This window comes from Acinetobacter psychrotolerans, from assembly GCF_048552595.1.
GTDB lineage: Bacteria > Pseudomonadota > Gammaproteobacteria > Pseudomonadales > Moraxellaceae > Acinetobacter.
Map to the genome: position 1 here is coordinate 38,717 of NZ_JBIMDK010000020.1, position 22,161 is coordinate 60,877.

Consider the following 22,161-nt stretch of genomic DNA (forward strand, 5'->3'; position numbering starts at 1 on the left):
TGACTTAAGATCGTTGAGGATTTTTAGAATTAAGAAAATATAGGTGGTCATTATGCAGACTCCATCTTCCGGACTGAGAACATTGACGATTGTAATTGCAATCATCTTTGGTCTAGTTCTATTGATCGGTGGAATATGGCTTGCAGTTTTAGGTGGGTCTTGGTACTACATCATTGCAGGCTTATTGTTCATTGCAACAGCAATATTATTACGCAAACATAAGGCAACTGCCCTACTGGTCTATTCAGCACTGGTTCTCGGCACTGTCATTTGGGGACTTTGGGAAGTTGGTTCAGACTTCTTTGCACTTGCTCCTCGTTTAGATATTTTAGGTGTATTTGGTCTGTGGTTACTCATTCCCGCAGTCACACGTGGTTTCGAAGCCAAAACTGCAAAAGTTGCTTTATCGGGTACATTAGCAATTACCATTGCAGTCATGGTTTATTCTATTTTTAATGATCCACAAGAAATCCGTGGCACATTATCGACTAATCAACCTACCCCTCAAGCAGTTGAAGGCATTGCCGATGCAGACTGGCCTGCTTATGGTCGGACTCAATCGGGATTACGTTATTCTCCATTAACTCAGATTAATGAAAAAAATGTTAAAGATTTAAAAGTTGCTTGGGAATATCACACCAACGATTTCAAAACAGATAAAGATTCTGGAGAAACGACCAATCAGGTGACGCCAATTAAAATTGGCAATAACATGTACATCTGTACAACTCACCAAAAATTGGTTTCTTTAGATCCATCAACAGGTAAAGAGAAGTGGGTATTTGATCCAAAACTCAAAGCGGACAATACTTTCCAACATTTAACTTGTCGTGGTGTTTCGTATTACGATGCAAATAATACCACTGGGTTTGCAACAAGTTTACAAGCTAAAAAATCTGCTTCTACAGAATGTCCACGTAAAGTTATTCTTCCTGTAAATGATGGTCGTCTTGTTGCCGTGAATGCAGATACAGGTAAAGCATGTAGCGATTTTGGTCGTAATGGCGAAGTTGATTTACAAAAAGATATGCCTTTCCCTTATCCGGGTGGCTATATTCCAACCTCACCACCTGTTGTCACAGGGACAACCATTATCATAGCAGGTTCAACCACAGATAATTATTCAACAGAAGAACCTTCTGGTGTAATCCGTGGTTATGATGTGAATACGGGGGCATTACTGTGGGTATTTGACACAGGTGCTGAAGATCCAAATAAAATTCCTGGACCTGGTCAAAAATATGTACACAATTCTCCAAATGCGTGGGCACCTTTAGCTTATGACGAAAAATTGGATATCGTATATGTCCCGACAGGTGTAGGCACACCAGATATTTGGGGTGGAAACCGAACAGAATTACATGAACGTTATGCGAACTCTATGCTCGCAATTAATGCTTCTACAGGTAAATTAATCTGGAATTTCCAAACAACCCATCATGACTTATGGGATATGGATGTACCTTCACAACCAACCTTAGCTGATATTGATGTAAAAGGTACTAAAGTTCCTGCAATTTATGTTTTAACCAAAACTGGGAATGCCTTTGTATTAGATCGTCGTAATGGTGAAGCAATTGTACCCATTACTGAACGTCCAGTACCGCAAAGTGTGAAACGTGGACCACAAACCAAAGGTGAAAGATATTCACCTACACAACCATTTTCAGATTTTGATTTAGCACCGAAAGATAAATTAACAGATAAACAAATGTGGGGTGCAACCATGTTTGACCAGTTAATCTGTCGCGTGTCATTTCATAAATTAAACTATGACGGTATTTACACTCCACCATCTGAAAATGGAACACTGGTTTTCCCTGGTAATTTAGGTGTATTTGAATGGGGTGGCATGTCAGTCAATCCAGATCGTCAAATCGCAGTGATGAATCCAATTGGCTTGCCATTTGTATCTAAACTAATCCCTGCCGATCCGAATCGTAAACAAACTGCGAAAGGTGCAGGAACAGAAGCTGGTGTGCAGCCAATGTACGGCGTACCTTACGGTGTGGAAATCAGTGCTTTCTTGTCTCCATTTGGCTTACCATGTAAACAACCTGCTTGGGGCTTTGTGGCAGGCGTAGACTTGAAAACACATGATGTTGCTTGGAAAAGACGTATCGGTACAATTCGAGACAGCTTACCAGGTATTCCTTTACCTCCATTTAAAATGGGCGTTCCAATGCTCGGTGGTTCAATCTCTACTGCTGGGAATGTCATGTTCATTGGCGGTACACAAGATAACTATATCCGTGCGATTAATGTGACCAATGGTGATGAACTTTGGAAAGGTCGTTTACCTGCAGGCGGTCAAGCAACGCCTATGACCTACGAAATGAATGGTAAACAATATGTGGTGATTATGGCGGGTGGCCATGGTTCATTTGGTACCAAAATGGGTGACTCTTTAGTTGCTTATGCGCTACCTAATTAATCAATCAATCAACTTAACCATATCTCTAAAAAACAGGTCTTCGTGACCTGTTTTTTTTATTGTCTTTTTAATGAGGGAAATAACTAAAAGGCTCTACTTTTCACCTGACCATTAAAATAAAAACAATCTTCTACTCGAACCTTCTGTACAGGCGATAACGCATCTAAATCAAACCATTGATATTCAGAATGTTCATTACTCAGCCGAATACTTTGCCCTGCTAAAATTTTACAACGAAAGATAAATGCATGCGAATTGACCGCTGCATGAAAATAAACCCCAGACAAATACTCCACGGTAATCTCGCAACCCAATTCTTCAGCACATTCACGAATTAAAGCCTTATGAATCGTTTCACCATGATCCAAGCCACCACCAGGTAAACCCCATGCATAATCGGCATAAGTCGCTTTGAGCAATAAGACTTGATTCAATTCATTGAAAATAACAGCATGTGAACTTAGACGATAAAAATCATGAAATCCCATAATTTAGATCCATTCAAACCTATTTAGCCAAATAGCATTTAGAAAATATTAAGCGCAATGCATAAACAATGGCGATTGCAAAAATACTATAACCGAGTGATTGAATGAACATGGGAATACACAAGACGACAATCGTGGTGATTGGATATAGCCACCTTTTAAAACCTGACAGATGGTGTAATTCGTGCAAAAACCACAAAGTTACATTATAAATTATTAAGGAAACGGCAACAAAATAAGCAACCTGTTGTCCAGATACTTCTGTCTGATGTGTGACGACATCTACAGCTGCAGCCAAACCTGCACCTAAAGCCGCAATACTGACAAAGATAAAGAAATGGCCATAACCCCATATAAATGCACGTTTTTGACTCACTAAACGGTCTGCAACTTCATGATCGAAATACGCCCACCACATGGTAAACATAATCAATAAGCCACCAATCATTAAAAATAGTAACTCTGTACTAAATAATTGCTGACTCAAAGCATCTGAAATAGCAGCAAAGCAACCAATAATCGACTCACCCAATACAATAATCGTCAATAAGGCATAACGTTCTGAAATATGATGTGGATGCCATGGCGTCATGTTATGTGCCTCTGCAAAAATAGGGACACTAAGTTCCATGACAACCAGTAATAAGAATAAATAAATCGTGAAATTAATTGGAGTGAAATGAAACAATAACCAGCCGACCTGAACAATAATAATTCCAAAGGCATAACGTAAAGCTGTTTGTCTACGCTCAAGGTCATTCACCGCGACTCGAAACCATTGCGTAACCAAACTCAATCGCATGATCACATAACCAATAATAATCACGTCAAAATCCTGTTGCTGAAAAGCAAAAGGAATCCCTGCGGCAATAACCAAAGACCCAATAATTTGAATAAAGGTCAAAATACGATAAATCGCATCGTCATTGTCATAAGCAGAGGCAAACCAACTAAAATTCATCCAAGCCCACCACAGAGCAAAAAACACCATAAAATAGAGTGTTAGACCATGAGCCCAGTGATTTTCAACAATACTATGATGTAACTGTTGCCCAGCTGTAGCAATTGCCACAACAAAAATAAGGTCAAATAATAGCTCTAGGGGTGTTGCAACACGATGTGATTCATGTGGATTTCTTGGAGTTAAAGGTTTAAGCCACTCATGCTTAGCTAACAATGGATTGGGCATTTTTGATTACTTTATTGAAATTATGTACATAATTCTTTCAAATCCAAATCATTCATTCAAGTGGATTCTAATTATTTTTTCTGTTTTTAAGATGAAGTGTGACTCATTATATTGTAATCACTATTGATCTTAATCACTGGCTAGATTCATCACTGCAATTATAATTTTTTAAACTCACGGATTGAGTCACAAAAATCCACACATAAAAACTCTAATGTGAATTGATATTAGAGCTTGTTATATAAAAAATCGTCAAATAACCAACCTCAATTTAGGTCGATCCTTGAGTACAATCGCTTTCCCAGTCACCATATCAATCGGCATAGAAATATGTTGATGAACCACCAACCAATGACCCTTTTTCTTTTGCATACATAAAGTTGTTCGGCACCACGGCATCTGCAACTTACCTTGAAGTAACGAATTTTCAACTTTAGAATGACAATGTATAACCGCAAGATCATCTGACGTGTAAACTTTCATATCACGACGAACAATCTTGATATGGTCATTGAAGTAAGGGCTAAATTTCTGCCATTCTTGTTTATAGGCATCAATACCATCGAGTTGTGAACTCACATCAAACATACTTACATCATGCGCACATTGTTCAACTAAATGGTCTATCTGCTTACCAATGACAGCAGCATCCCACAATTCGATCTGTGACAAAACCTCATTTACGATCTGTTTATTACCATCAACTTCAATTTTCATCGGGTAACCTCTTATTTTTTATTTGTGATGAATTTATCATTTAATCTACAATATGTGAAGTATTTTATTTTATCTTTTGGTGAATTTTATATTCTTAATGAAATTTTAGATCTGTTTTTATACTTTTAATTTCATATAATATTTCTATATTATAAAATTATTCCAAAGCAACAACACTAAAATTAATAAAACCCAAATAAATCAGCATCATGTTTTATTCAGTTAACATGCAATCTGACTTGTAAAATATTTTGCATTTTTTTTAAGTTATATATTATCAAGTATTAATTAATAAAACTTCACGAAATATTAATTTAAAATTAACCCACCCTCAAAAAGACCCTTTACTAAGAATCTATTTCAGATCAATCATATAATTAAGACAATATTATTATTTTTAAAAATATTGAGAATTTTTACTGTTAGCTAATGAGAACCCATCAGAATTGTTAACCGATTCATTTTCATCATAAATAGAAAAAAGCATGTTAAAACATGCTTTTTTCTATTCTTCATGACACTTATGCTTCTAATGTTAGATCCTTAATCTGATCGGATGCACCATTTTTCTTCACAGACTCGATACCATTATCACGTGCAGAATCACTTGAATAGAACTGACTAGTTCCAATAATTTGGTGATTTGCTGCTTTCAAATTAAAATAAGGTTTACCATTTTTAGCTTCTAAACGCTCAAAACTAGTATCATTTGGGCTGTTTTTTTGAACAGATTCAATTCCATTATGCGCAGAGGCTTTGGCTTTATACAATTCACTGTTCAGAATAACTTCCCCATTCCCTGCTTTTAATACAAAGCGATATTGACCATCTTTTGCTTGACTAATTTCATACCATCCTGACATGCTTCACCTCTTCATTATTTTCAGTTTTTGTATTTCACAGCGTATATTGAATAAAAATCACGCTATAGATATGAAATATAAATGACTTTTTCAGTTTAAAAAAGTTTATTTTGTTATCACTTTATTACTTACATAAACCTTTGTTTAATCTAATTAAAATTGCGATATATAAACAAAACTAACTACGCAAGTAGATGGCTAGAATATAAAACAATAAAATTCAAAATTTTAATTATCATGCATTTTAAGTTTAAGCAGATGAGTCTCTATCCTATTCATAACCATGAAACAGCAGTGATATAAGTCCTCACAGATATCATTCAATTGGATATTGTAACGATGAAGATTCTCTTAGATTGATTGTTAAATAACGTTGCTAATAATTTGAAATATTGGATTTTTATTATCGAATCTACAATTATAAAAAGCCCAAAAATGTAGTTTTTGAGCTGAATTAAAACATTGATATTTCACTACTCATTCAAGAATGAGTAAATTATGCTTTTTTAACAAACTCAGATTTCAGCTTCATTTGACCAATACCATCAATTTTACAATCGATATCATGCCCATCACTCACATCAGTCAAAACACGAATATTTTTAACTTTCGTGCCTACTTTGACTACAGATGAAGATCCTTTGATTTTTAAATCTTTGACCACAGTTACCGAGTCACCATCCGCCAAAACATTGCCAAAAGCATCCTTAATGACAGCATCTTGATCTTGAAGTGGCTGGTCATTTTCTTTCCACTCAAAGGCACATTCAGGACAAATGAGTAAATCATTGTCTTGATAGGTATATTCTGAGTGACATTTAGGGCATTGTGGTAAAGACATAACAACCTCAAAAAAATAGCAAAGAATTGATCATAACATTAATATATTTTTCATGAGCTTAAAACCCATATTAATTCTATGGAAATATATTACATCATTGCTAAAAAAGCCATTAATACATCGACATGATTACGACCTTGATTTTTTGCTGCCGTCACTAAAGTAACATCATTTTTTTCAACTATTTGATGTAATTCAGCCAGTTGTGTTGTAGAACTCTGTAATTCAGTCTGATATTTTTGCTGAAACTCTTCCCATCGATTTTCAATATCTTCGTGATACCACTTCCGAAGTTCGTTGGATGGCGTAATTTCTTTCGCCCACCAATCAATTTGAGCATTTTCTTTTTTTAATGCCTCTAGTCCACAGACGATCGACCAAAATACGTTTGCCATCAGCATCTGAAACTTCATCATAAATACGTTTGCTTCGAATCGTCATTTTACCCCTTACCTACTTGAGTCTCTGATCAACTCTGATAACAATCGATCTGATTAGGAATCGTTCTCTATATTTCTATTGATCAGGAATAGATGGATTAACCAATAATCCCAACAACTGTAAAGACTCTTGCCAACCCAAGTAGCATGCTTCGACAGGAATCGCCACTGGAATACCAGACTGGGTAATATTCACTTCAGTTCCAACTAAAACGGCTTTAAGTTCAATCGTTACGTTTATTTTTCCAGCCAATTCAAGATTATCAAACTCGTCAAAATAACGAATATATTGGTTCGGAATTAACTCTTCATAAGTACCACCAAAAGAATGAGTAGAGCCTGTAGAAAAATTGGTGAATGACATCTTATACGTTCCACCCACAGTGGCATCGATATGATGAACTTTGGCAGAAAAACCATGTGGCGGCATCCATTTAACCAAAGCATCTGGATCTAAAAAGGCACGATATACACGTTCGGGAGGCGCACTAAATACACGATGCAGCTTGACTGTATTACTCATTTTTCAAATCCTTTAATTTTATTTTTATCACCAAAATACAGTGTACAGCTCACTAAAATGATATTTGTATCTTTTTTATTTCATATGGCTTTGTCTTAAACCCAAACTTTGCAAAAAGTGAGCAGAATAATCTAACTTTTCTAGCACACATCAACACTACCTCAAATTGAGAATAAACAAGAAAAAAAGCAATAAGTTACAAATAAACCAGTTGAAAAATAGTCTTATGCCTACTACATTGAAGATGAAAGTCAAAATATAGCAAGGAGCATATTCATGACTAAACTCGCAGTAAACCTATCTATGATTTTTACTGAAGTCCCTCTCATCGAACGCTTTGCTTTGGCTCATTCACATGGATTCCATCATATTGAAATCCAATTTCCCTATGAACTGAGTATTGATGATATTCAAGCTCAAATGAAGCTATATGATTTACATATCTGCCTGATTAATGTGCCTGCTGGGGATTTAATGCAAGGTGGAGATGGCTTAGCAGGTATTCCAGGTCGTGAAATTGCTTTTCATCAAGCTTTAGAATTGGCAATTGAATATGCAATAGCACTTAATGTACCCAGTCTGAATATTTTGGCAGGAAAACAGCCTAAAGATGCAGACCTACTTCCTTGTTTAAATATACTTTCAGACAATTTTAAACTGGCATGTCACCTTCTGTCTGAATATAACATTCAGCCTGTATTTGAAATGATTAATGGCACGGATATGCCACGGTTTTTGGTTCAAAATATCGCTCAAGCGCAAGAAATGTTAGAAGCCGTTCAACATCCTGCATTAAAAATGCAATTTGATTGTTATCACATGGCGATGATGGGAGAAGATGTTCTTTCAGCGCTACAAGAAAATATTGATTGGATTGGACATATTCAATTTGCAGATTGCCCAGGACGTCATGAGCCAGATACCGCTCAAATTGACTATTCATCGATTTTTACTTGGCTTAAAAAAAGCACATATACAGGCTATATCGCCGCAGAATACAAACCACAATCACATTCTAATCAATCATTTGCATGGAAGGATAAATACTTTTCCAATAATAATAGCCACTAAATTGATTGTTTTTAACCCAATATTCACATTCTGAATGTTTGAATTTTTTACATAAAAGCGTTATATTAGTGGGTGAAATATAGTTTGGAAAATATACCTTAATGAATTTAGAACCATCGCCCAGCGCTTCTAATTCTCAAGAACTTGCAATGAACCCTAGAAATCTAGATGTAGACACTTGCCTTAAAGTTGTACAAGAAGCTCTACTTGATGTAAAAGCCAAAGATATTATTGAACTTGACGTTAGTGCAATCAGCAACGTTTCAGATGCTATTGTTATTGCTAGCGGCACTTCAACTCGCCATGTAAAGGCACTTGCAGATAATGTAGCTGATGAAGCTCGTAAAGCAGGTTTTCGCCCGATTGGTGTTGAAGGCGAACGAGATGCAGAATGGATCCTAGTCGATTTAGGTCTTGTTGTTGTTCATGTCATGCTACCTACTGCACGTAAATTCTATGATTTAGAAAGCTTATGGCGTGTAACTCCCGAGAAAGCATAACTTGATTTAAATACTAGCGAAAACAAATACTGGAAAAGCGACTATATGTCGCTTTTTTTGTTTTCAGTTCCTGTTGAAACATTTCTAACTCGGCTTTTTAGATTTACTATTTTTAGAACTTCTGATTTTAAATCTGTTGTTGCTGTTTCAACTTAAGCCATGAGTCTATTTTACAAATCGTTTTAAACACAATATATGCAATGGTAAAACTCCATATAAAGTTGACCAATATACCTAAACCTTGTGCCATAAAACTGGTTTTTCCAATCAACTCTGGTGCTAAATTTTGATGGAATGCGACTGCCCAAGCACCCCAAACCCCACAAACGCCATGCACAACAAGCACTTCTCGGACATGCTTAGAATCGATCCACCTCGTTAATAGGGTTGGAATATAAACAGTTAAGATTCCAGAAATCAAACCAATAAACAGTGCAAAGTAAATATTCACAAAACCACAACTTGCGGTAATTGCAACCAAACCACCTAAGGCGGCCTTGATTAATTCAGACCATGACATGATGCGTTTATTTAAGAATAAGGAAAATATTAACGGAGAAATCATTGCCCCAAACAGTGCTGCAAATGAGTTCATGACAATAATACTCACATCAACCCGAATCGCTGAAATATAAATAACATTTAAACCAGACCAAGCCAACCAAAGTACAAAACCTGCTAATGCTAAAGATAGAATTTTATAATCTTCAAACATCAAATCTTTTTTAATAAATTCTTCTTTTTGCTTAGATTTTAGCGTTAAGTAACCTGCTAAAACGATCCAAGCTGCTGTGGAATGCACAACCGTTGACCCTGCAAAATCAATGAATCCTGCTCGCTTTAACCAACCACCACCAAAAATTAAATTCCCCCAAACCCAACTACTAAAAATAGGAAAAATAATCGCAGAAATCATCAGACCTGTGAGCCAATGCACCACAATTGAGGATGATGATGGAATAACACGCCCAACCACTGTAGTAATCGTCGTTGCCATAAGTGTATAAAAAAATAGTAGATTCCAATGCCAACCTTGCAAACTATTTGCCAGACGATTAGAAGTATCACCAATCCCCCAAAATACCAATTTCGAACAGATAAAACTAAAAAAAATGATGCCTATAATGGCTGAAATATAATTGATGATTAAACTATAAATAGATTTAGAATTATGTTCATAGCCACCCTCTGCAACAGCAAAACCTGCTTGCATTAAAATGACAAAAATACCGCCTAAAAATAATAACTTGAAGTCTGGAACGAGATTAAATGCTGCAATATCAATTTCTAACGATGTACTTAATGCAAAGCTACTAGAACTATAGAAACCCAATAATAAAAGCATACTGTACTTGAGTCGCATCATTTTGACTGACCTTAATTTATTTTCGACCTATTCATTACAATATAAAATCACAAAAAATATGGTTTTAGATGAGTAGGTAACACTTAATGTGCACAGTATAGTTGTTTACACAAAACAAACAAACTACATTTTTGTATTCTTAAGGCGCTTAAACTGAAGTTTACATATTATTTTATAATCAGAATATTTATTTTACTATTTATCAATTGATAAATTTTAGGGTGATTGTATTTTTTAATATTGATCTATTGGATAAAATTTTGTTTTTCTTTCCACTTTCTCCCCACCCAATTACGCTCTCACGTCAACCCGATCACCATTTGATGAAGTTGCATCCTCAATAAACTCTCAAACAAGTAAAAGAGCTTTTTTAGGTACAACTTGATATTCAGCGCGAATATGATGACAACAACCACTTTTATTAATAGTTTTGAACCACTCTTCATTTCAAAAGTTTACGTATATGAAATTGGTGAAATAAGCAACAAAACCATTCCTAAATTGATTCCGATTAGCTTCATTAAAGTTCTCGTATAGATTCTTCATATTCTTGTTTGAATATTGGCAATAATGAAACATTAAAAAACCACCCGAAGGTGGTCTTTTACATCAATAGCGCCAGAACTTAATGTCCATTGCCATTAATTGCTTTCGTCATTTCTTCAACAACTTTCTTCGCATCACCGAAAATCATCATTGTTTTATCGTTATAAAACAAGTCATTATCTAGACCTGCATAACCTGTTGCCATAGAGCGCTTGATCACCATAATAGTACGTGCTCTGTGTGCTTCAAGAATTGGCATACCATAAATTGGTGATGTTGGATCATCTTTTGCCGCAGGGTTAACCACGTCATTTGCGCCAATAACCAGAACGACATCTGTCGCAGGGAAATCAGAGTTGATTTCATCCATTTCTAAGATATCTTCATACGCAACATCTGCTTCTGCAAGAAGTACGTTCATATGACCAGGCATACGGCCTGCAACTGGGTGGATCGCAAAACGAACTTTTACACCTTGTTCTTTTAGGATTTCACACAATTCTTTAACCGCATTTTGTGCACGACCTTGCGCCATACCATAACCAGGTACAATCACAACGCTGTCCGCATTTGACATAAGGAAGCCAGCATCATCTGCAGAACCTGAACGGTGGTTACGTTGAACTTGTTCACCTTTGTCTGTAGCAGCAACCGCCGTACCGCCCATCGCACCACCAAATAACACATTGATGATAGAACGATTCATCGCTTTACACATGATGTAAGACAGAATCGCACCAGATGAACCGACAAGTGAACCTGCAACAATCAACATATTGTTTTCAAGTGTGAAACCAATACCTGCCGCTGCCCAACCAGAGAATGAGTTAAGAAGCGATACTACAACTGGCATATCACCACCACCCACTGGTGCAATCCAGACCCACCCCAATACAAGTGCAAGTGCTGTCATTGCCCAGAAAGCTTGCATATTACCTGTCGTGAAGAAGTAAACTCCACAAGCTAACATCGCAAGGAAAATGATTGCCTGAACAGGTTTAACCCATGCACCAGAAATCGTTTTTGCCCATTTTTTCGCAGCCAATTTACCATAAGCAAATACAGAAGCTGTGAACGTAATAGCACCGACGAAACAACCTACAAATAATTCAAACAAATGTACGCTGCTCATATGAGCATGTTGTACACCTGCAGCAGTCAAAGCAGATTCATTTTGAGCAAATAATGCAGTCAATTGGTTGTTATGTAGAATTGCAGCAATCGCAATTAGTACTGCAGCCAAACCAACTAAAGAGTGCATCAAAGCAACTGTTTCAGGCATTTGTGTCATTGGCACTGTACGTGCACGAGCAATACCTACAACGGCACCAAGTACCATCGCACCACCAATCATCCAAACAACAGGATGGTCAGCAACAAAGAAAGTGGTGATTACAGCTATCGCCATTGCGACCATACCGTAACGGTTACCTTGAATTGCTGTTTTAGGACCTGACAAACCACGTAAGGTTAAAATGAAAAGTACAGCACCAACAAGGTAGAACCAATCTGCATATTCTTTAATGAATTCCATGGATTAGCCCTCTTTTTTCTTTTGTTTCGGCTTAAACATTTCAAGCATACGCGCTGTTACAGCGAAGCCACCAAAAATATTAATACTTGCCAAGAACACTGCAACTGCACCAAGTACACTCACAACATTAACCGATTGGAATTGCACGCTTGCTTCAACTAAACCAGGAATACCGACAGTTTGTAGCATTGCACCCACAACGATAATTGAAGACAAAGCATTGGTTACCGCCATTAATGGCGTATGCAATGCAGGTGTAACACCCCAAACCACGTAGTAACCAACAAAGATGGCTAAGACGAAAATAGTAATAGTTTCAACCATGATGACTCTCCTTAACCACGTTTGAGCAGTACTTGACCGCCATGAGCTACCAGAAGTGCTTTATGAATTTCGTCTTCTTGATTGATCACAAAGTTTTTCTCTTGATCAAATAAAGTTTCTACGAAATTAAAAACGTTACGTGCATACAATGACGAAGCTTCAGTCGAAACTGTAGAAGGGATATTTGGGATACCTAAAATGGTCACACCATTGTCAGTCACCACATTTTCGCCATTCTTAGAACCTTCAACATTACCGCCCGATTCCACTGCCATATCCAGAATAATTGAGCCTGGCTTCATTTTGGCAACTGTTTCAGCCTTAATTAAGCGTGGTGCATCACGACCCGGTAAAAGAGCTGTAGTAATCACGATATCTGCATTCGATACAGCTTTATCAACAATGATCGCTTGGTCTTGAATGTATTGCTCACCTGGCATCCATCCATAACCATTTTTAGCAGCATCAGCCGCTTTTTGTTTTTCTTCATCAGACATCGGTACGTCTAACCATTTACCGCCAAGTGATTCCACTTGATCACGTGCAGTTGGACGTAAATCTGTTGCTTCAACAACTGCACCCAAACGTTTTGCAGTCGCAATCGCTTGAAGACCTGCAACACCAACACCCATAATGACAATACGTGCTGGTTTAACAGTACCCGCAGCAGTCATCAGCATTGGGAACATACGTTGATATTCCGCAGCAGCTAAAAGCACTGACTTATAACCTGCAAGGTTGGCTTGAGAGGACAATACATCCATGTTTTGTGCACGTGATAATGTACGTGGCAAAAGCTCTAACGCAAATGCAGACACTTGTTGTGACGCAAATTGATCGAGTTCAGTATTACGGTAAGGGTCAAACATTGCAACAATAGCGGTACCTGCAGCAAGTTTTTGAATTTCGTCACCATGCGGCGCACGAACTTTCAAAATAATTTGACTACCTGTATAAGCATCGTCGGTAATTTTTGCACCAACTTGTTCATAGGCACTGTCAATGAAAGCAGCTTTTTTACCTGCTCCACGTTCAATGACTACACTATGACCAGCACTGATCAATTTTTTTACTGTTTCTGGCGTAGCAGCAACACGGTTTTCACCGACAACAGATTCTGTTGGGATACCAATCTGCATGAGCGTTCCTCAAGCTAATTTTTCTTCAAATAAACATCGTGTTTAGACGACGTTTTTCCCATAATGCGTTCTTATGAATTTTTGGATTCTAATTGAACTTAAATAAAATACTACCCAATATTTATTTAATAAATACCCATATTTTGAACTGATGATTCACAAATATCTTTAAATGACATATAAGGGCTTGCTTTTGTAATGACAAAAAATGCGACATTTTTCACCTATTTTCATCAAATCATAGGTTTTAAGTCCCAAATTGTTTATTTTTCACACACCACTTTTCTCAATTCTGTATTGGCTAGAAATTGCTTACTGGCATTTTCGGCATACAGTATATTTTTGTGCTTCGATGTGGATAGGATGAATCACTAGCAAAATAGATGCTTTCACCATCCTCAAATACATCATTCGCATTTCTGACAAAATTTCCGATTATTTTAAAGATCAAAATTGGCTATTTATTCCAATATTAGTGTCACAAATGTGAGTCTTTTTTTCATTCCATTTTTTAATTTAATTAATAAAAAAAAGTACTTAAAATTACCCCATTAAATGCCCTCTTTAGAAGTCAAAATTGATTACAAAATTTTCTACTATTTTTCCATTCGCCATTTTGCCGTGTAATACCTAAAGCACGTATTCATTTGAGTATTGTTTAAATGCACTATTTTTGTGCGCATTTTTTATACTTATCTTCATCTTCTTTATATCAAATGCATTTTGGGGGATCACTTTTATCTATTTTTCTTATTTTGATACATATTCATTGCATTTTAATGAAGTATTATTCAATTTTTTGCTCAAAATCACTTTCATCATGCTTTAAATCTCATATTACATTTTTTGATTGGATTAATTCTTTTTTTGCATTTTTTCTCATATTGGTCTAGGGCTATACTGCTTTGAGCACTTTTATTTTAAAAGCCTCTTCAATAAAGTTGATGTCATGAAACTCTCACTCTCTAGTACGCAAATGGGTTCAATCTTTGCACTTGGCGCAGCGTTCTTATTCAGTACCAAAGCTATTTTTATTAAACAAACTTATGCTTTATCGCCTTTAGTTGACGGCACTGTATTGATGGCTCTGCGCATGGTCAGCGCCTTGCCTTTCTTTTTATTACTGTGCTGGTTTAATCGTCACCATAATAAAAATATCGCAGTAAAAGATTGGATCTTGCTGGTTTTAGCAGGTCTGATTGGTTATTACTTTTCAAGTTGGTTAGATTTTTCAGGTTTGATGTATATCAGCGCATCGTTAGAACGGATCATTTTATTTTTATATCCGACATTAACGGTTATAGCGACAAGCGTTATTTATAAACAAAAAATGAGATTAAAAACCATCATTGCCATAGCCCTCAGTTACGGTGGAACAGTCATTGTGATGTTACAAGAGCAAAGCTCTGTACCCCATGAAGGTGACTTTTGGCTCGGTGTTAGCTTGGTCTTTGCGAGCGCTGTGTGCTTTGCAGGCTATTTGTTAATGACACCTAAACTGATCCAAAAATTTGGTTCATGGAATTATACGGGTTTAGCTTTAAGCATTGCCTGTTTTGGCACATTAACCCATTTCGCAATGACAACACCGAACCCCATTCAATTATTGAGTCAATTACCCATGCAGGTGATTTGGTACGGAATTGCCTTAGGCTTATTGGTCACAGTCTTACCTACCATTTTGATTGCGCAAAGTATTTCACGTTTAGGTGCTGCTCAAGCTGCCATGATTGGTTCGATTGGTCCAATTCTCACCATTATTTTGGCAGTCGCTTTACTCGGTGAACATATGAATGCGATACAATGGTTTGGTTGTTTATTAAATATTATTGGTGTCATGATGATCACCTTGTCTAAAAAGAAACTTGCACATTAAAACGTGCAAAAATTTGGAAGAAAAATGCATTTTAAAATTGTATCGCCAAGTGCGTGTGTAGATATTGAAAATATTCAATTGGCTCAAGCGCAGTTAGAACGTCTGGGTCATACCGTTAGTTTAGGGCAGCATGTATTTTCACAATATCGCTATTTGGCAGGTACAATTGAACAACGTATTAAAGATTTAAAACAGGCTTGTCTAGACCCAAATGTAGATGCAGTCTGGTTCGCGCGTGGTGGTACAGGTGCGGCAATGTTACTACCATACTTGGATGAATGGATTTTGAATAAACCAATCATTGGCTATTCAGATTCCACGGTGCTTTTAAACTATGTCGCAATGCATGGCGGTATGGCTTTACATGCACCTGTTTTCCAAGAAATTGCGGTGAAAAACCTAGACAATAGCCCTTTGTCATATGATGCTTTAAAAACCATTAGCCTATTAAATACCGATCAAAATAAGCCACAGCATTACACATTATCCAGTTCGAATTGTTTTACTCAAGAACAAAGCACAGATGAAATACAAATTTTGGGTGGAAATTTAACCGTCTTATGTAGCTTACAAGGTACACCCTACCCCTTACAACTGAATCAACCGAGCATATTATTGATTGAAGATGTCGGTGAACCTTACTACCGCATTGAACGCAGTTTAACGCAACTTTTACAAAGTATTGATACTTCACAACTCAAAGCACTAATTTTAGGTGATTTTTACCAATGCCCGCAAAAGAACGTCACGCAAAGCATGACAGAAATTGTGAGTGAACATTTAGAACCTTTAAAAATACCATTATATCAATGTGATTGGTTTGGGCACGGTGCGCTAAATCGACCTTTTTGGATAGGTAAAAAAGGGAAAATTATCGATTCTCAATTGGTGATTTAAGTGATCAGTGCTCATTGATGACATTAAAAATAAACTACTCATCTGCTTTTGCATTTATTTTTGCATCAAATAACGTCATTAACACTTCTTGAAAATGCGCTCCTGCTGACTCATGCCCCAATTGATCATCTGGATTACGTAGTGGACATTGCTGTAAAGACAAACAGCCGCAACCAATGCATTTATCTAATTGCTGTCTTAACTTGAGCAAATTCATAATATGTTGATCTAATTGAGCTTGCCAAACCTGCGACATCTTTTGCCAATCTGCCTTACTGGCGATTTGCTGTTTAGGTAAAACCTGAAAAGCATCTTTGACCTGTTGCAGGCTAATGCCAACTTGTTGTGCAATTTTTACAATTGCAATACGACGTAGCATTGCTCTTTGGTAACGTCGTTGGTTGCCTTGCGTTCGAGTACTCCAGATTAAATCCTTTTCTTCATAAAAACGAAGCGTTGCCACACTTACACCACTACGATGTGCCAAATCACCAATGCTTAACCATTGCCGTAATTCATTTTCATCGACAGCTTTTTCATGGGTGACTTTTTCAATTGATGGTTTTTCAGCATGTACTTTTGCATCAAATTGGTTTTTCTTCAATTTTAGCTTGACCTCAAGTTAACTTGAGCTTTGATACTAGCAAAAAATTGAATGAGAGTGTAAGGACAACGACATGAATTCGAAACTAGAATTGTGCCAAATCAAGCCATTCCAAATGCACAACCCAAATAAACTTTATAACCCGAGTGCATTTGCGTATAGTCACGTGGCTGAAGTACGTCATTATTTACGTATTCTTCACATTTCTGGACAAGGTGGTGAAAACCAACAAGGACAACTTTCCAAAGATTTTGCACAACAAGTTCATCAAGCATTTTTAAATGTTCAACATGCTTTAGATGATGTTGCTGCAACGATCACGGATATTGCTGTTTTAAGAATACTTGTGGTTGACCACAGCCCCAAGAAACATCAGTTTTTAATTCGGGAAATGCAGCAGCTTTGGAATGGTCAAGCTTTTCCTGCCTGCACGCTTATCCCTGTCCCGTGTCTTGCTTTACAAGGGATGCTTATAGAAATAGAAGCAACCGCTTATTGTATGTAACATCAAGAACTAGGAAATCCTTATGAATGCTCAACTCGATATTAGCCAAAATAAAACATTATTGTGGCTAATGGCGATTGCCTGTGGTTTATGTGCAGGAGCAAACTATTATTGCCAACCGTTGATTCACTCGATTCAACAATATTACCAAGTTCCAGAGTCACAAGTAGCACTCACCGTTACTTTTGCCCAAGTGTCTTATGCCTTAGGTTTGTTGTTCATTGTTCCAGTTGGAGACATTGTCAATAAAACCAAACTTATACCATTACTCATGTTCTTTGCAGCAATTGGTTTACTGATATGTGCTTTTGCTGTCAATTTGCCTATGTTATGGGTGGGTACAGTGATCGTCGGGCTATTTTCAGTCGCAGCACAAGTCCTGATTCCACTTGCAACCATGGCAGTTCGACCTGAAAAAACAGGCGAAGTGGTTGGTTTTCTCATGAGTGGGCTTTTGGTCGGGTTATTACTCTCGACCAGTTTGGCAGGTTTATTATCTAATCTGTTTAATTGGCGATTGATCTATATTGTCAGTTCAATTCTGATGCTCGTCTTAGCCTTTTTACTCAGAAAACGTTTACCACACGTTCCAACCATTAAAATGAGTTATGGCAAAATTTTTAAATCCATGGCAACTCTTTTAAATGAAGAAAAGCGTTTGATTTATCGCGCATTAATCGGTGGTTTTGCTTTTGGTGCGATGAGCATCCTATTTTCAACAATTGCTGTTTTACTTACATCTAAGCCATTTGAATTGGCAGATGTGATGATTGGCTTAGTCACCTTGATAGGGGTATTTGGTGCATTAAGCACCACAAAAATTGGGAAAATTGCAGACCGAGGTCACACCGACTTACTCACATGGATCGGCATTGTTGTCTTAGCGATCAGCTGGATATTCCTATACTTTGGCGGGAAATCGTTAATCAGTTATATGCTCGGCTATGGCGTCATTAATTTAGGACTTGCGATTGTTCATACTAGTAATCAAAACATTATTTTCCGACTTAGACCCAATGCAAAATCACGTATTAATTCAATTTACATGACGGTCTATTTTACAGGTGGTGCATGCGGTTCAGCACTGGGAGTCTACGCATGGCATCACGGCGGTTGGACAATGACCTGTTTGGTCGGCTTAAGTTTAGTTATCGGATCTGCTTTTTTTGCCTGCTTAGATCGTCTATTAGTGAATAAAAAAATTGCTGCTTAAGCAATTCATGTATTGAACTAAAATAAAATCCCTCATACATAGAGGGATTTTAAATTCGATCACTCACGATGCGACCAAAAATCATTTAAGACATTTGTACTACGGGATAAAATGGCTGAGCTGTATCAAACACTTCTGCATTTTCCAAAACGATATATAGAAATGCAGGTAAAATCGTGATGAGAATATTGCAACATTGCTGCAAATGTTTACGGTTGAATGAACTATTGTAAGTCGCTCCACCCAATATAATTTGCTGATATAAGGTATTGAGCCGATTGAAAATAATATCTAATACAGCCACAGTATCTTTCGATTGTAATATTTGATGAACTCGAATTTTTTCTAACACTACTTCCTCTTTCCCTAATATCTGACTGATTTTTTTGTTTTGATAATCCCAAAATGACTGAAATAAGTATGGATTCTCGATGAGTGAATCTATCTGTTGGCGAAGCTTTTCCCAGATGAGTTGATAAATTTTTTGCTCATGATCCAATTTGAAAATTTTGCCTAAAAATGTACTGAAAGCATGTTTAGCATGAATGACTTGCTCCGTTTGACTTGTTATTTGTTGTATTGGCTCAATATTTGGGGTGTAAATCGCATTCAATCCAATCCATAAACTGATCAATCTAAGGTCAAGATCATCTTGTAGTAAAGCCGCCTTTTTTAACCAACTTAAACTTCGATGGATTCGTAAATTGAAATGTTCTGAGTTTTGTGCTTTTTTACTTTTATAGATTTCCTCTAAAACAAGCATCACTTTCCCCTCATTATATTTTTCTTATTGTTAACATACTGAATGGTACAATTTTGAGCAAGTTATTTCATTATTCTTTAATTAAAAATTACTAGTGAAATCATACTGTTGAAATATCTAAAAAATTTAGTAATAAATTTAAAATTTTGATGTTCGTGATTTTATCTATTATGAATATTTATAGCTTATCAAGTATCAACTTCCTGTTTTTCAATATACATTTGGATTTGAAAAGTTCAAATTCGCATATTTTTTAAATTTGCTGAACACTTTAGGTCATCCACTTTCTGTAATATCTACAAAAAGTGGAAATACTAAGTCAATTAAAAATTAGCTTTGAATGATAAAGCTGCAAAATCTCGATCATCTAATACACTAAACTCATTCGAACCAAAGAAATTGGTGTAGGAAAGTTCAGTCACATATTTCTTTTGATATGTGGCAGATACTCCTACGCTAATCGCCATTTGATCTTCTTGAAAGTTTGGACCATAACCTTGTACGTCATGACGGAACATCAGACTTGGTGTAATGACTGTCGAAGCAAATAAGTCATTGTAATTTAACGCCCCACGTAAGCGATACCCCACAGACCACTCTTCAAAGAAACCTTTGTCATTACAGTATTTTTCATTCAAATTTTGAATTTCTTTATCTGACAATTGTCCTGTTTTAGGCGAAATACAATACGTGTTGATATTTGACGGATCATAAGCACCTGTAGACAAACCACTTCGACCAAATGCACCACTTCGACCAAAATGATATTTATCTGTATTGCCAATATGATTCATACCCAACTCACCCACCAATGAAAAGGCATTTGCACCCAAAACATTGGAAAAAGTATGGGTAGCACCCATGGTAAATTGAGTCACTGGCACTCGAGCAAAACCATTAATACGCTCACTTAATTCTAAAGTCTCATTAGGTGCTGTGAGTGGCGTATCGTTATACAAAGCTTGTGCATAAACCATATCTGTACTGTTAAAGTGTAATGGCATACTCGGTTTATAATTTAATTCACTAAAAATAGCGGTCTTACCCACTTTAGCCGTTAAACTTAAACCATACATTTCAATATTTTCTGGATAGACCGAAAGAATTCTGGCGGTGTGATAATTGGTCGCTCCAGGCGCAGAAACAGCAATCCCATCAAAATGTAAAATACGACTGTGATAATTTGCGTAATATGCACCAAGCTCAGCATTATTTAAACTTGGAATAATTTGTTTAATAGCAAGACCATATTGCCCACTATTTTTTGCATATTCGCTTGGCAAACGTGCAACCGTAAAATCAAGCGGACCATTGGTTGCTTGATCTGTTGTAAACCCAGGACCACCAATTAAAAGAGGACCACAATTTTCTGCAAAAACATCCGATACTTCAAAGAATGTTCCGCAACCATCCACCACAGATGGTCTAAATTTAAACTGATAAAAACCTTCTACTTTCAGCTTATCATTCAACCCAGCGACAAAAGAGAACTGCTCCACAGGAATAATTCGTTCTTTTACATCACCACCTGGGCGGTTCATCGCTGCGTAGTCAAATGCACTTACAGAGTTCAAACCATTTTGAAAGAATTGTGATTTCCCCCAATTCAATGCATGTTTACCCAATTTCAGATTCAAACTTTTCGAATTTTCAAAGTTAAAATCCTTCCAAATATAGGCATCCCACAGGTCTATCCCTTTAAATTGGACTAGACGGGGCCAAGCTGAGTCATCAAATGCAGTAAAATCACCACGTCCTGTTTCATAAGCATGGTCATACCAATATTTAGTACTTAGTACTGCACCTTGTTGCTTACCGTTTAAACGAAATTCTGTTAAACCTTTGATCACTTGTGAAACTGCATCGCCTTTTTCAAAGTTAGCACGACCATTATCACCGTTAATGTCAATACCAGAACCTTGTTTACCAATGCTTTGAGCATCGGGCTTATAAAGTAACAAACTTTCTGGATCCTGCGTGCTCCAACTCTGACCGACACTTAAACTGGTATTGGTTTCAAACTTCCAATCATCATTCAGCTCAAAACCAACCGCAGTAGCATTGGACACACAAAACATCAAACCGAATAAAACACTCACTTTTTGAGTGCGTAAAAAATGACTTTGAGTTTCTTTGAAATAAATAGACTGCTTCACCATATCATCTCCATATCGATATGATTTATTTTGATTAACTTTCTACATCCCAAAATAAATTGGATGAGCAAAGCGTGAATTGTTGTTTTACAAAAGCCACTTTCAACTTATCTTGCTAACCAATGAGCAAAAATTGCCAACAAACTAAAATTTTAAGAAATGAATGCTTATG

20 protein-coding genes and 1 pseudogene are annotated in these 22,161 nt (G+C 36.7%); 7 read left to right on the forward strand and 14 right to left on the reverse strand.

What is annotated here, in order from left to right; translation table 11 throughout:
- The first annotated feature begins 52 nt into the window (after positions 1–52).
- Entirely contained in the window at positions 53–2,434 is a 2,382-nt protein-coding gene (locus ACG94X_RS14625) for a glucose/quinate/shikimate family membrane-bound PQQ-dependent dehydrogenase (RefSeq protein ID WP_419384441.1), read from the forward strand.
- A gap of 83 nt (positions 2,435–2,517) precedes the next feature.
- Here the strand turns inward: ACG94X_RS14625 and ACG94X_RS14630 are convergent, their stop codons facing one another.
- From ACG94X_RS14630 to ACG94X_RS14660, 7 genes and pseudogenes are all read right to left on the reverse strand, one after another.
- A complete protein-coding gene (locus ACG94X_RS14630) occupies positions 2,518–2,922 on the reverse strand; it encodes an NUDIX hydrolase (RefSeq protein WP_419384442.1) in 405 nt (134 codons plus the stop codon).
- A gap of 19 nt (positions 2,923–2,941) precedes the next feature.
- Entirely contained in the window at positions 2,942–4,111 is a 1,170-nt protein-coding gene (locus tag ACG94X_RS14635) for a low temperature requirement protein A (RefSeq protein ID WP_419384443.1), read from the reverse strand.
- 252 nt (positions 4,112–4,363) lie between these two features.
- Positions 4,364–4,828 (reverse strand): YybH family protein, encoded by a 465-nt coding sequence (locus ACG94X_RS14640; protein ID WP_419384444.1) that lies wholly within the window; start codon positions 4,826–4,828, stop codon positions 4,364–4,366.
- Between the two features lie 521 nt (positions 4,829–5,349).
- Positions 5,350–5,691: a YegP family protein gene (locus ACG94X_RS14645; protein WP_419384445.1), complete on the reverse strand. Its 342-nt coding sequence runs from the start codon at positions 5,689–5,691 to the stop codon at positions 5,350–5,352.
- 496 nt (positions 5,692–6,187) lie between these two features.
- Entirely contained in the window at positions 6,188–6,532 is a 345-nt protein-coding gene (locus tag ACG94X_RS14650; RefSeq protein WP_419384446.1) for a zinc ribbon domain-containing protein YjdM, read from the reverse strand.
- Between the two features lie 89 nt (positions 6,533–6,621).
- Positions 6,622–6,973, reverse strand: a pseudogene (locus tag ACG94X_RS14655) (DUF488 domain-containing protein).
- A 75-nt stretch (positions 6,974–7,048) separates the two neighbouring features.
- Entirely contained in the window at positions 7,049–7,495 is a 447-nt protein-coding gene (locus ACG94X_RS14660; RefSeq protein ID WP_419384447.1) for an SRPBCC family protein, read from the reverse strand.
- 276 nt (positions 7,496–7,771) lie between these two features.
- Between ACG94X_RS14660 and ACG94X_RS14665 the strand changes: the two genes are divergently transcribed.
- Both ACG94X_RS14665 and rsfS read left to right on the forward strand, forming a co-directional pair.
- Complete coding sequence (locus ACG94X_RS14665) at positions 7,772–8,566, forward strand: hydroxypyruvate isomerase family protein (protein WP_419384448.1); 795 nt, start codon at positions 7,772–7,774, stop codon at positions 8,564–8,566.
- 101 nt (positions 8,567–8,667) lie between these two features.
- Positions 8,668–9,066 carry a ribosome silencing factor gene (rsfS, locus tag ACG94X_RS14670; RefSeq protein WP_419384449.1) on the forward strand — a complete coding sequence of 133 codons (399 nt, stop codon included), beginning with the start codon at positions 8,668–8,670 and terminating at the stop codon, positions 9,064–9,066.
- 127 nt (positions 9,067–9,193) lie between these two features.
- On the opposite strand, the gene ACG94X_RS14675 is transcribed toward rsfS, so the two are convergent.
- The 4 genes from ACG94X_RS14675 to ACG94X_RS14690 all read right to left on the reverse strand — a co-directional run bounded on the left by ACG94X_RS14675 (position 9,194) and on the right by ACG94X_RS14690 (position 13,975).
- Complete coding sequence (locus ACG94X_RS14675) at positions 9,194–10,432, reverse strand: ammonium transporter (protein ID WP_419384450.1); 1,239 nt, start codon at positions 10,430–10,432, stop codon at positions 9,194–9,196.
- 625 nt (positions 10,433–11,057) lie between these two features.
- On the reverse strand, positions 11,058–12,512 hold the full coding sequence (locus ACG94X_RS14680) for an NAD(P)(+) transhydrogenase (Re/Si-specific) subunit beta (protein WP_419384451.1): 1,455 nt from the start codon (positions 12,510–12,512) through the stop codon (positions 11,058–11,060).
- Between the two features lie 3 nt (positions 12,513–12,515).
- Entirely contained in the window at positions 12,516–12,836 is a 321-nt protein-coding gene (locus tag ACG94X_RS14685) for a proton-translocating transhydrogenase family protein (protein ID WP_419384452.1), read from the reverse strand.
- 11 nt (positions 12,837–12,847) lie between these two features.
- Complete coding sequence (locus tag ACG94X_RS14690; protein ID WP_419384453.1) at positions 12,848–13,975, reverse strand: Re/Si-specific NAD(P)(+) transhydrogenase subunit alpha; 1,128 nt, start codon at positions 13,973–13,975, stop codon at positions 12,848–12,850.
- Positions 13,976–14,924: 949 nt separating this feature from the next.
- On the opposite strand from ACG94X_RS14690, the gene ACG94X_RS14695 reads away from it, so the two are divergent.
- A complete protein-coding gene (locus tag ACG94X_RS14695; RefSeq protein ID WP_419384454.1) occupies positions 14,925–15,851 on the forward strand; it encodes a DMT family transporter in 927 nt (308 codons plus the stop codon).
- Between the two features lie 24 nt (positions 15,852–15,875).
- Positions 15,876–16,748 carry an LD-carboxypeptidase gene (locus ACG94X_RS14700; protein WP_419384455.1) on the forward strand — a complete coding sequence of 291 codons (873 nt, stop codon included), beginning with the start codon at positions 15,876–15,878 and terminating at the stop codon, positions 16,746–16,748.
- 34 nt (positions 16,749–16,782) lie between these two features.
- Here the strand turns inward: ACG94X_RS14700 and soxR are convergent, their stop codons facing one another.
- A complete protein-coding gene (gene soxR / locus ACG94X_RS14705) occupies positions 16,783–17,304 on the reverse strand; it encodes a redox-sensitive transcriptional activator SoxR (protein ID WP_419384467.1) in 522 nt (173 codons plus the stop codon).
- A gap of 121 nt (positions 17,305–17,425) precedes the next feature.
- Between soxR and ACG94X_RS14710 the strand changes: the two genes are divergently transcribed.
- Both ACG94X_RS14710 and ACG94X_RS14715 read left to right on the forward strand, forming a co-directional pair.
- Positions 17,426–17,857: a RidA family protein gene (locus ACG94X_RS14710; RefSeq protein WP_419384456.1), complete on the forward strand. Its 432-nt coding sequence runs from the start codon at positions 17,426–17,428 to the stop codon at positions 17,855–17,857.
- 22 nt (positions 17,858–17,879) lie between these two features.
- Complete coding sequence (locus ACG94X_RS14715) at positions 17,880–19,070, forward strand: MFS transporter (RefSeq protein ID WP_419384457.1); 1,191 nt, start codon at positions 17,880–17,882, stop codon at positions 19,068–19,070.
- Between the two features lie 85 nt (positions 19,071–19,155).
- Here the strand turns inward: ACG94X_RS14715 and ACG94X_RS14720 are convergent, their stop codons facing one another.
- Both ACG94X_RS14720 and ACG94X_RS14725 read right to left on the reverse strand, forming a co-directional pair.
- Complete coding sequence (locus ACG94X_RS14720; RefSeq protein ID WP_419384458.1) at positions 19,156–19,833, reverse strand: hypothetical protein; 678 nt, start codon at positions 19,831–19,833, stop codon at positions 19,156–19,158.
- A 323-nt stretch (positions 19,834–20,156) separates the two neighbouring features.
- Positions 20,157–21,992 carry a DUF1302 domain-containing protein gene (locus ACG94X_RS14725; RefSeq protein ID WP_419384459.1) on the reverse strand — a complete coding sequence of 612 codons (1,836 nt, stop codon included), beginning with the start codon at positions 21,990–21,992 and terminating at the stop codon, positions 20,157–20,159.
- Between the last annotated feature and the right edge of the window lie 169 nt (positions 21,993–22,161).

Coding starts and splice junctions, on each gene's coding strand:
- ACG94X_RS14635 (WP_419384443.1), bottom strand. CDS start 4,111: ATGCCCAATCCATTGTTAGCTAAGCATGAGTGGCTTAAACCTTTAACT.
- ACG94X_RS14630 (WP_419384442.1), bottom strand. CDS start 2,922: ATGGGATTTCATGATTTTTATCGTCTAAGTTCACATGCTGTTATTTTC.
- ACG94X_RS14640 (WP_419384444.1), bottom strand. CDS start 4,828: ATGAAAATTGAAGTTGATGGTAATAAACAGATCGTAAATGAGGTTTTG.
- ACG94X_RS14695 (WP_419384454.1), top strand. CDS start 14,925: ATGAAACTCTCACTCTCTAGTACGCAAATGGGTTCAATCTTTGCACTT.
- ACG94X_RS14700 (WP_419384455.1), top strand. CDS start 15,876: ATGCATTTTAAAATTGTATCGCCAAGTGCGTGTGTAGATATTGAAAAT.
- ACG94X_RS14675 (WP_419384450.1), bottom strand. CDS start 10,432: ATGATGCGACTCAAGTACAGTATGCTTTTATTATTGGGTTTCTATAGT.
- ACG94X_RS14725 (WP_419384459.1), bottom strand. CDS start 21,992: ATGGTGAAGCAGTCTATTTATTTCAAAGAAACTCAAAGTCATTTTTTA.
- ACG94X_RS14685 (WP_419384452.1), bottom strand. CDS start 12,836: ATGGTTGAAACTATTACTATTTTCGTCTTAGCCATCTTTGTTGGTTAC.
- ACG94X_RS14645 (WP_419384445.1), bottom strand. CDS start 5,691: ATGTCAGGATGGTATGAAATTAGTCAAGCAAAAGATGGTCAATATCGC.
- ACG94X_RS14625 (WP_419384441.1), top strand. CDS start 53: ATGCAGACTCCATCTTCCGGACTGAGAACATTGACGATTGTAATTGCA.
- ACG94X_RS14665 (WP_419384448.1), top strand. CDS start 7,772: ATGACTAAACTCGCAGTAAACCTATCTATGATTTTTACTGAAGTCCCT.
- ACG94X_RS14680 (WP_419384451.1), bottom strand. CDS start 12,512: ATGGAATTCATTAAAGAATATGCAGATTGGTTCTACCTTGTTGGTGCT.
- ACG94X_RS14720 (WP_419384458.1), bottom strand. CDS start 19,833: ATGCTTGTTTTAGAGGAAATCTATAAAAGTAAAAAAGCACAAAACTCA.
- ACG94X_RS14650 (WP_419384446.1), bottom strand. CDS start 6,532: ATGTCTTTACCACAATGCCCTAAATGTCACTCAGAATATACCTATCAA.
- ACG94X_RS14710 (WP_419384456.1), top strand. CDS start 17,426: ATGAATTCGAAACTAGAATTGTGCCAAATCAAGCCATTCCAAATGCAC.
- ACG94X_RS14660 (WP_419384447.1), bottom strand. CDS start 7,495: ATGAGTAATACAGTCAAGCTGCATCGTGTATTTAGTGCGCCTCCCGAA.
- ACG94X_RS14715 (WP_419384457.1), top strand. CDS start 17,880: ATGAATGCTCAACTCGATATTAGCCAAAATAAAACATTATTGTGGCTA.
- ACG94X_RS14690 (WP_419384453.1), bottom strand. CDS start 13,975: ATGCAGATTGGTATCCCAACAGAATCTGTTGTCGGTGAAAACCGTGTT.
- rsfS (WP_419384449.1), top strand. CDS start 8,668: ATGAATTTAGAACCATCGCCCAGCGCTTCTAATTCTCAAGAACTTGCA.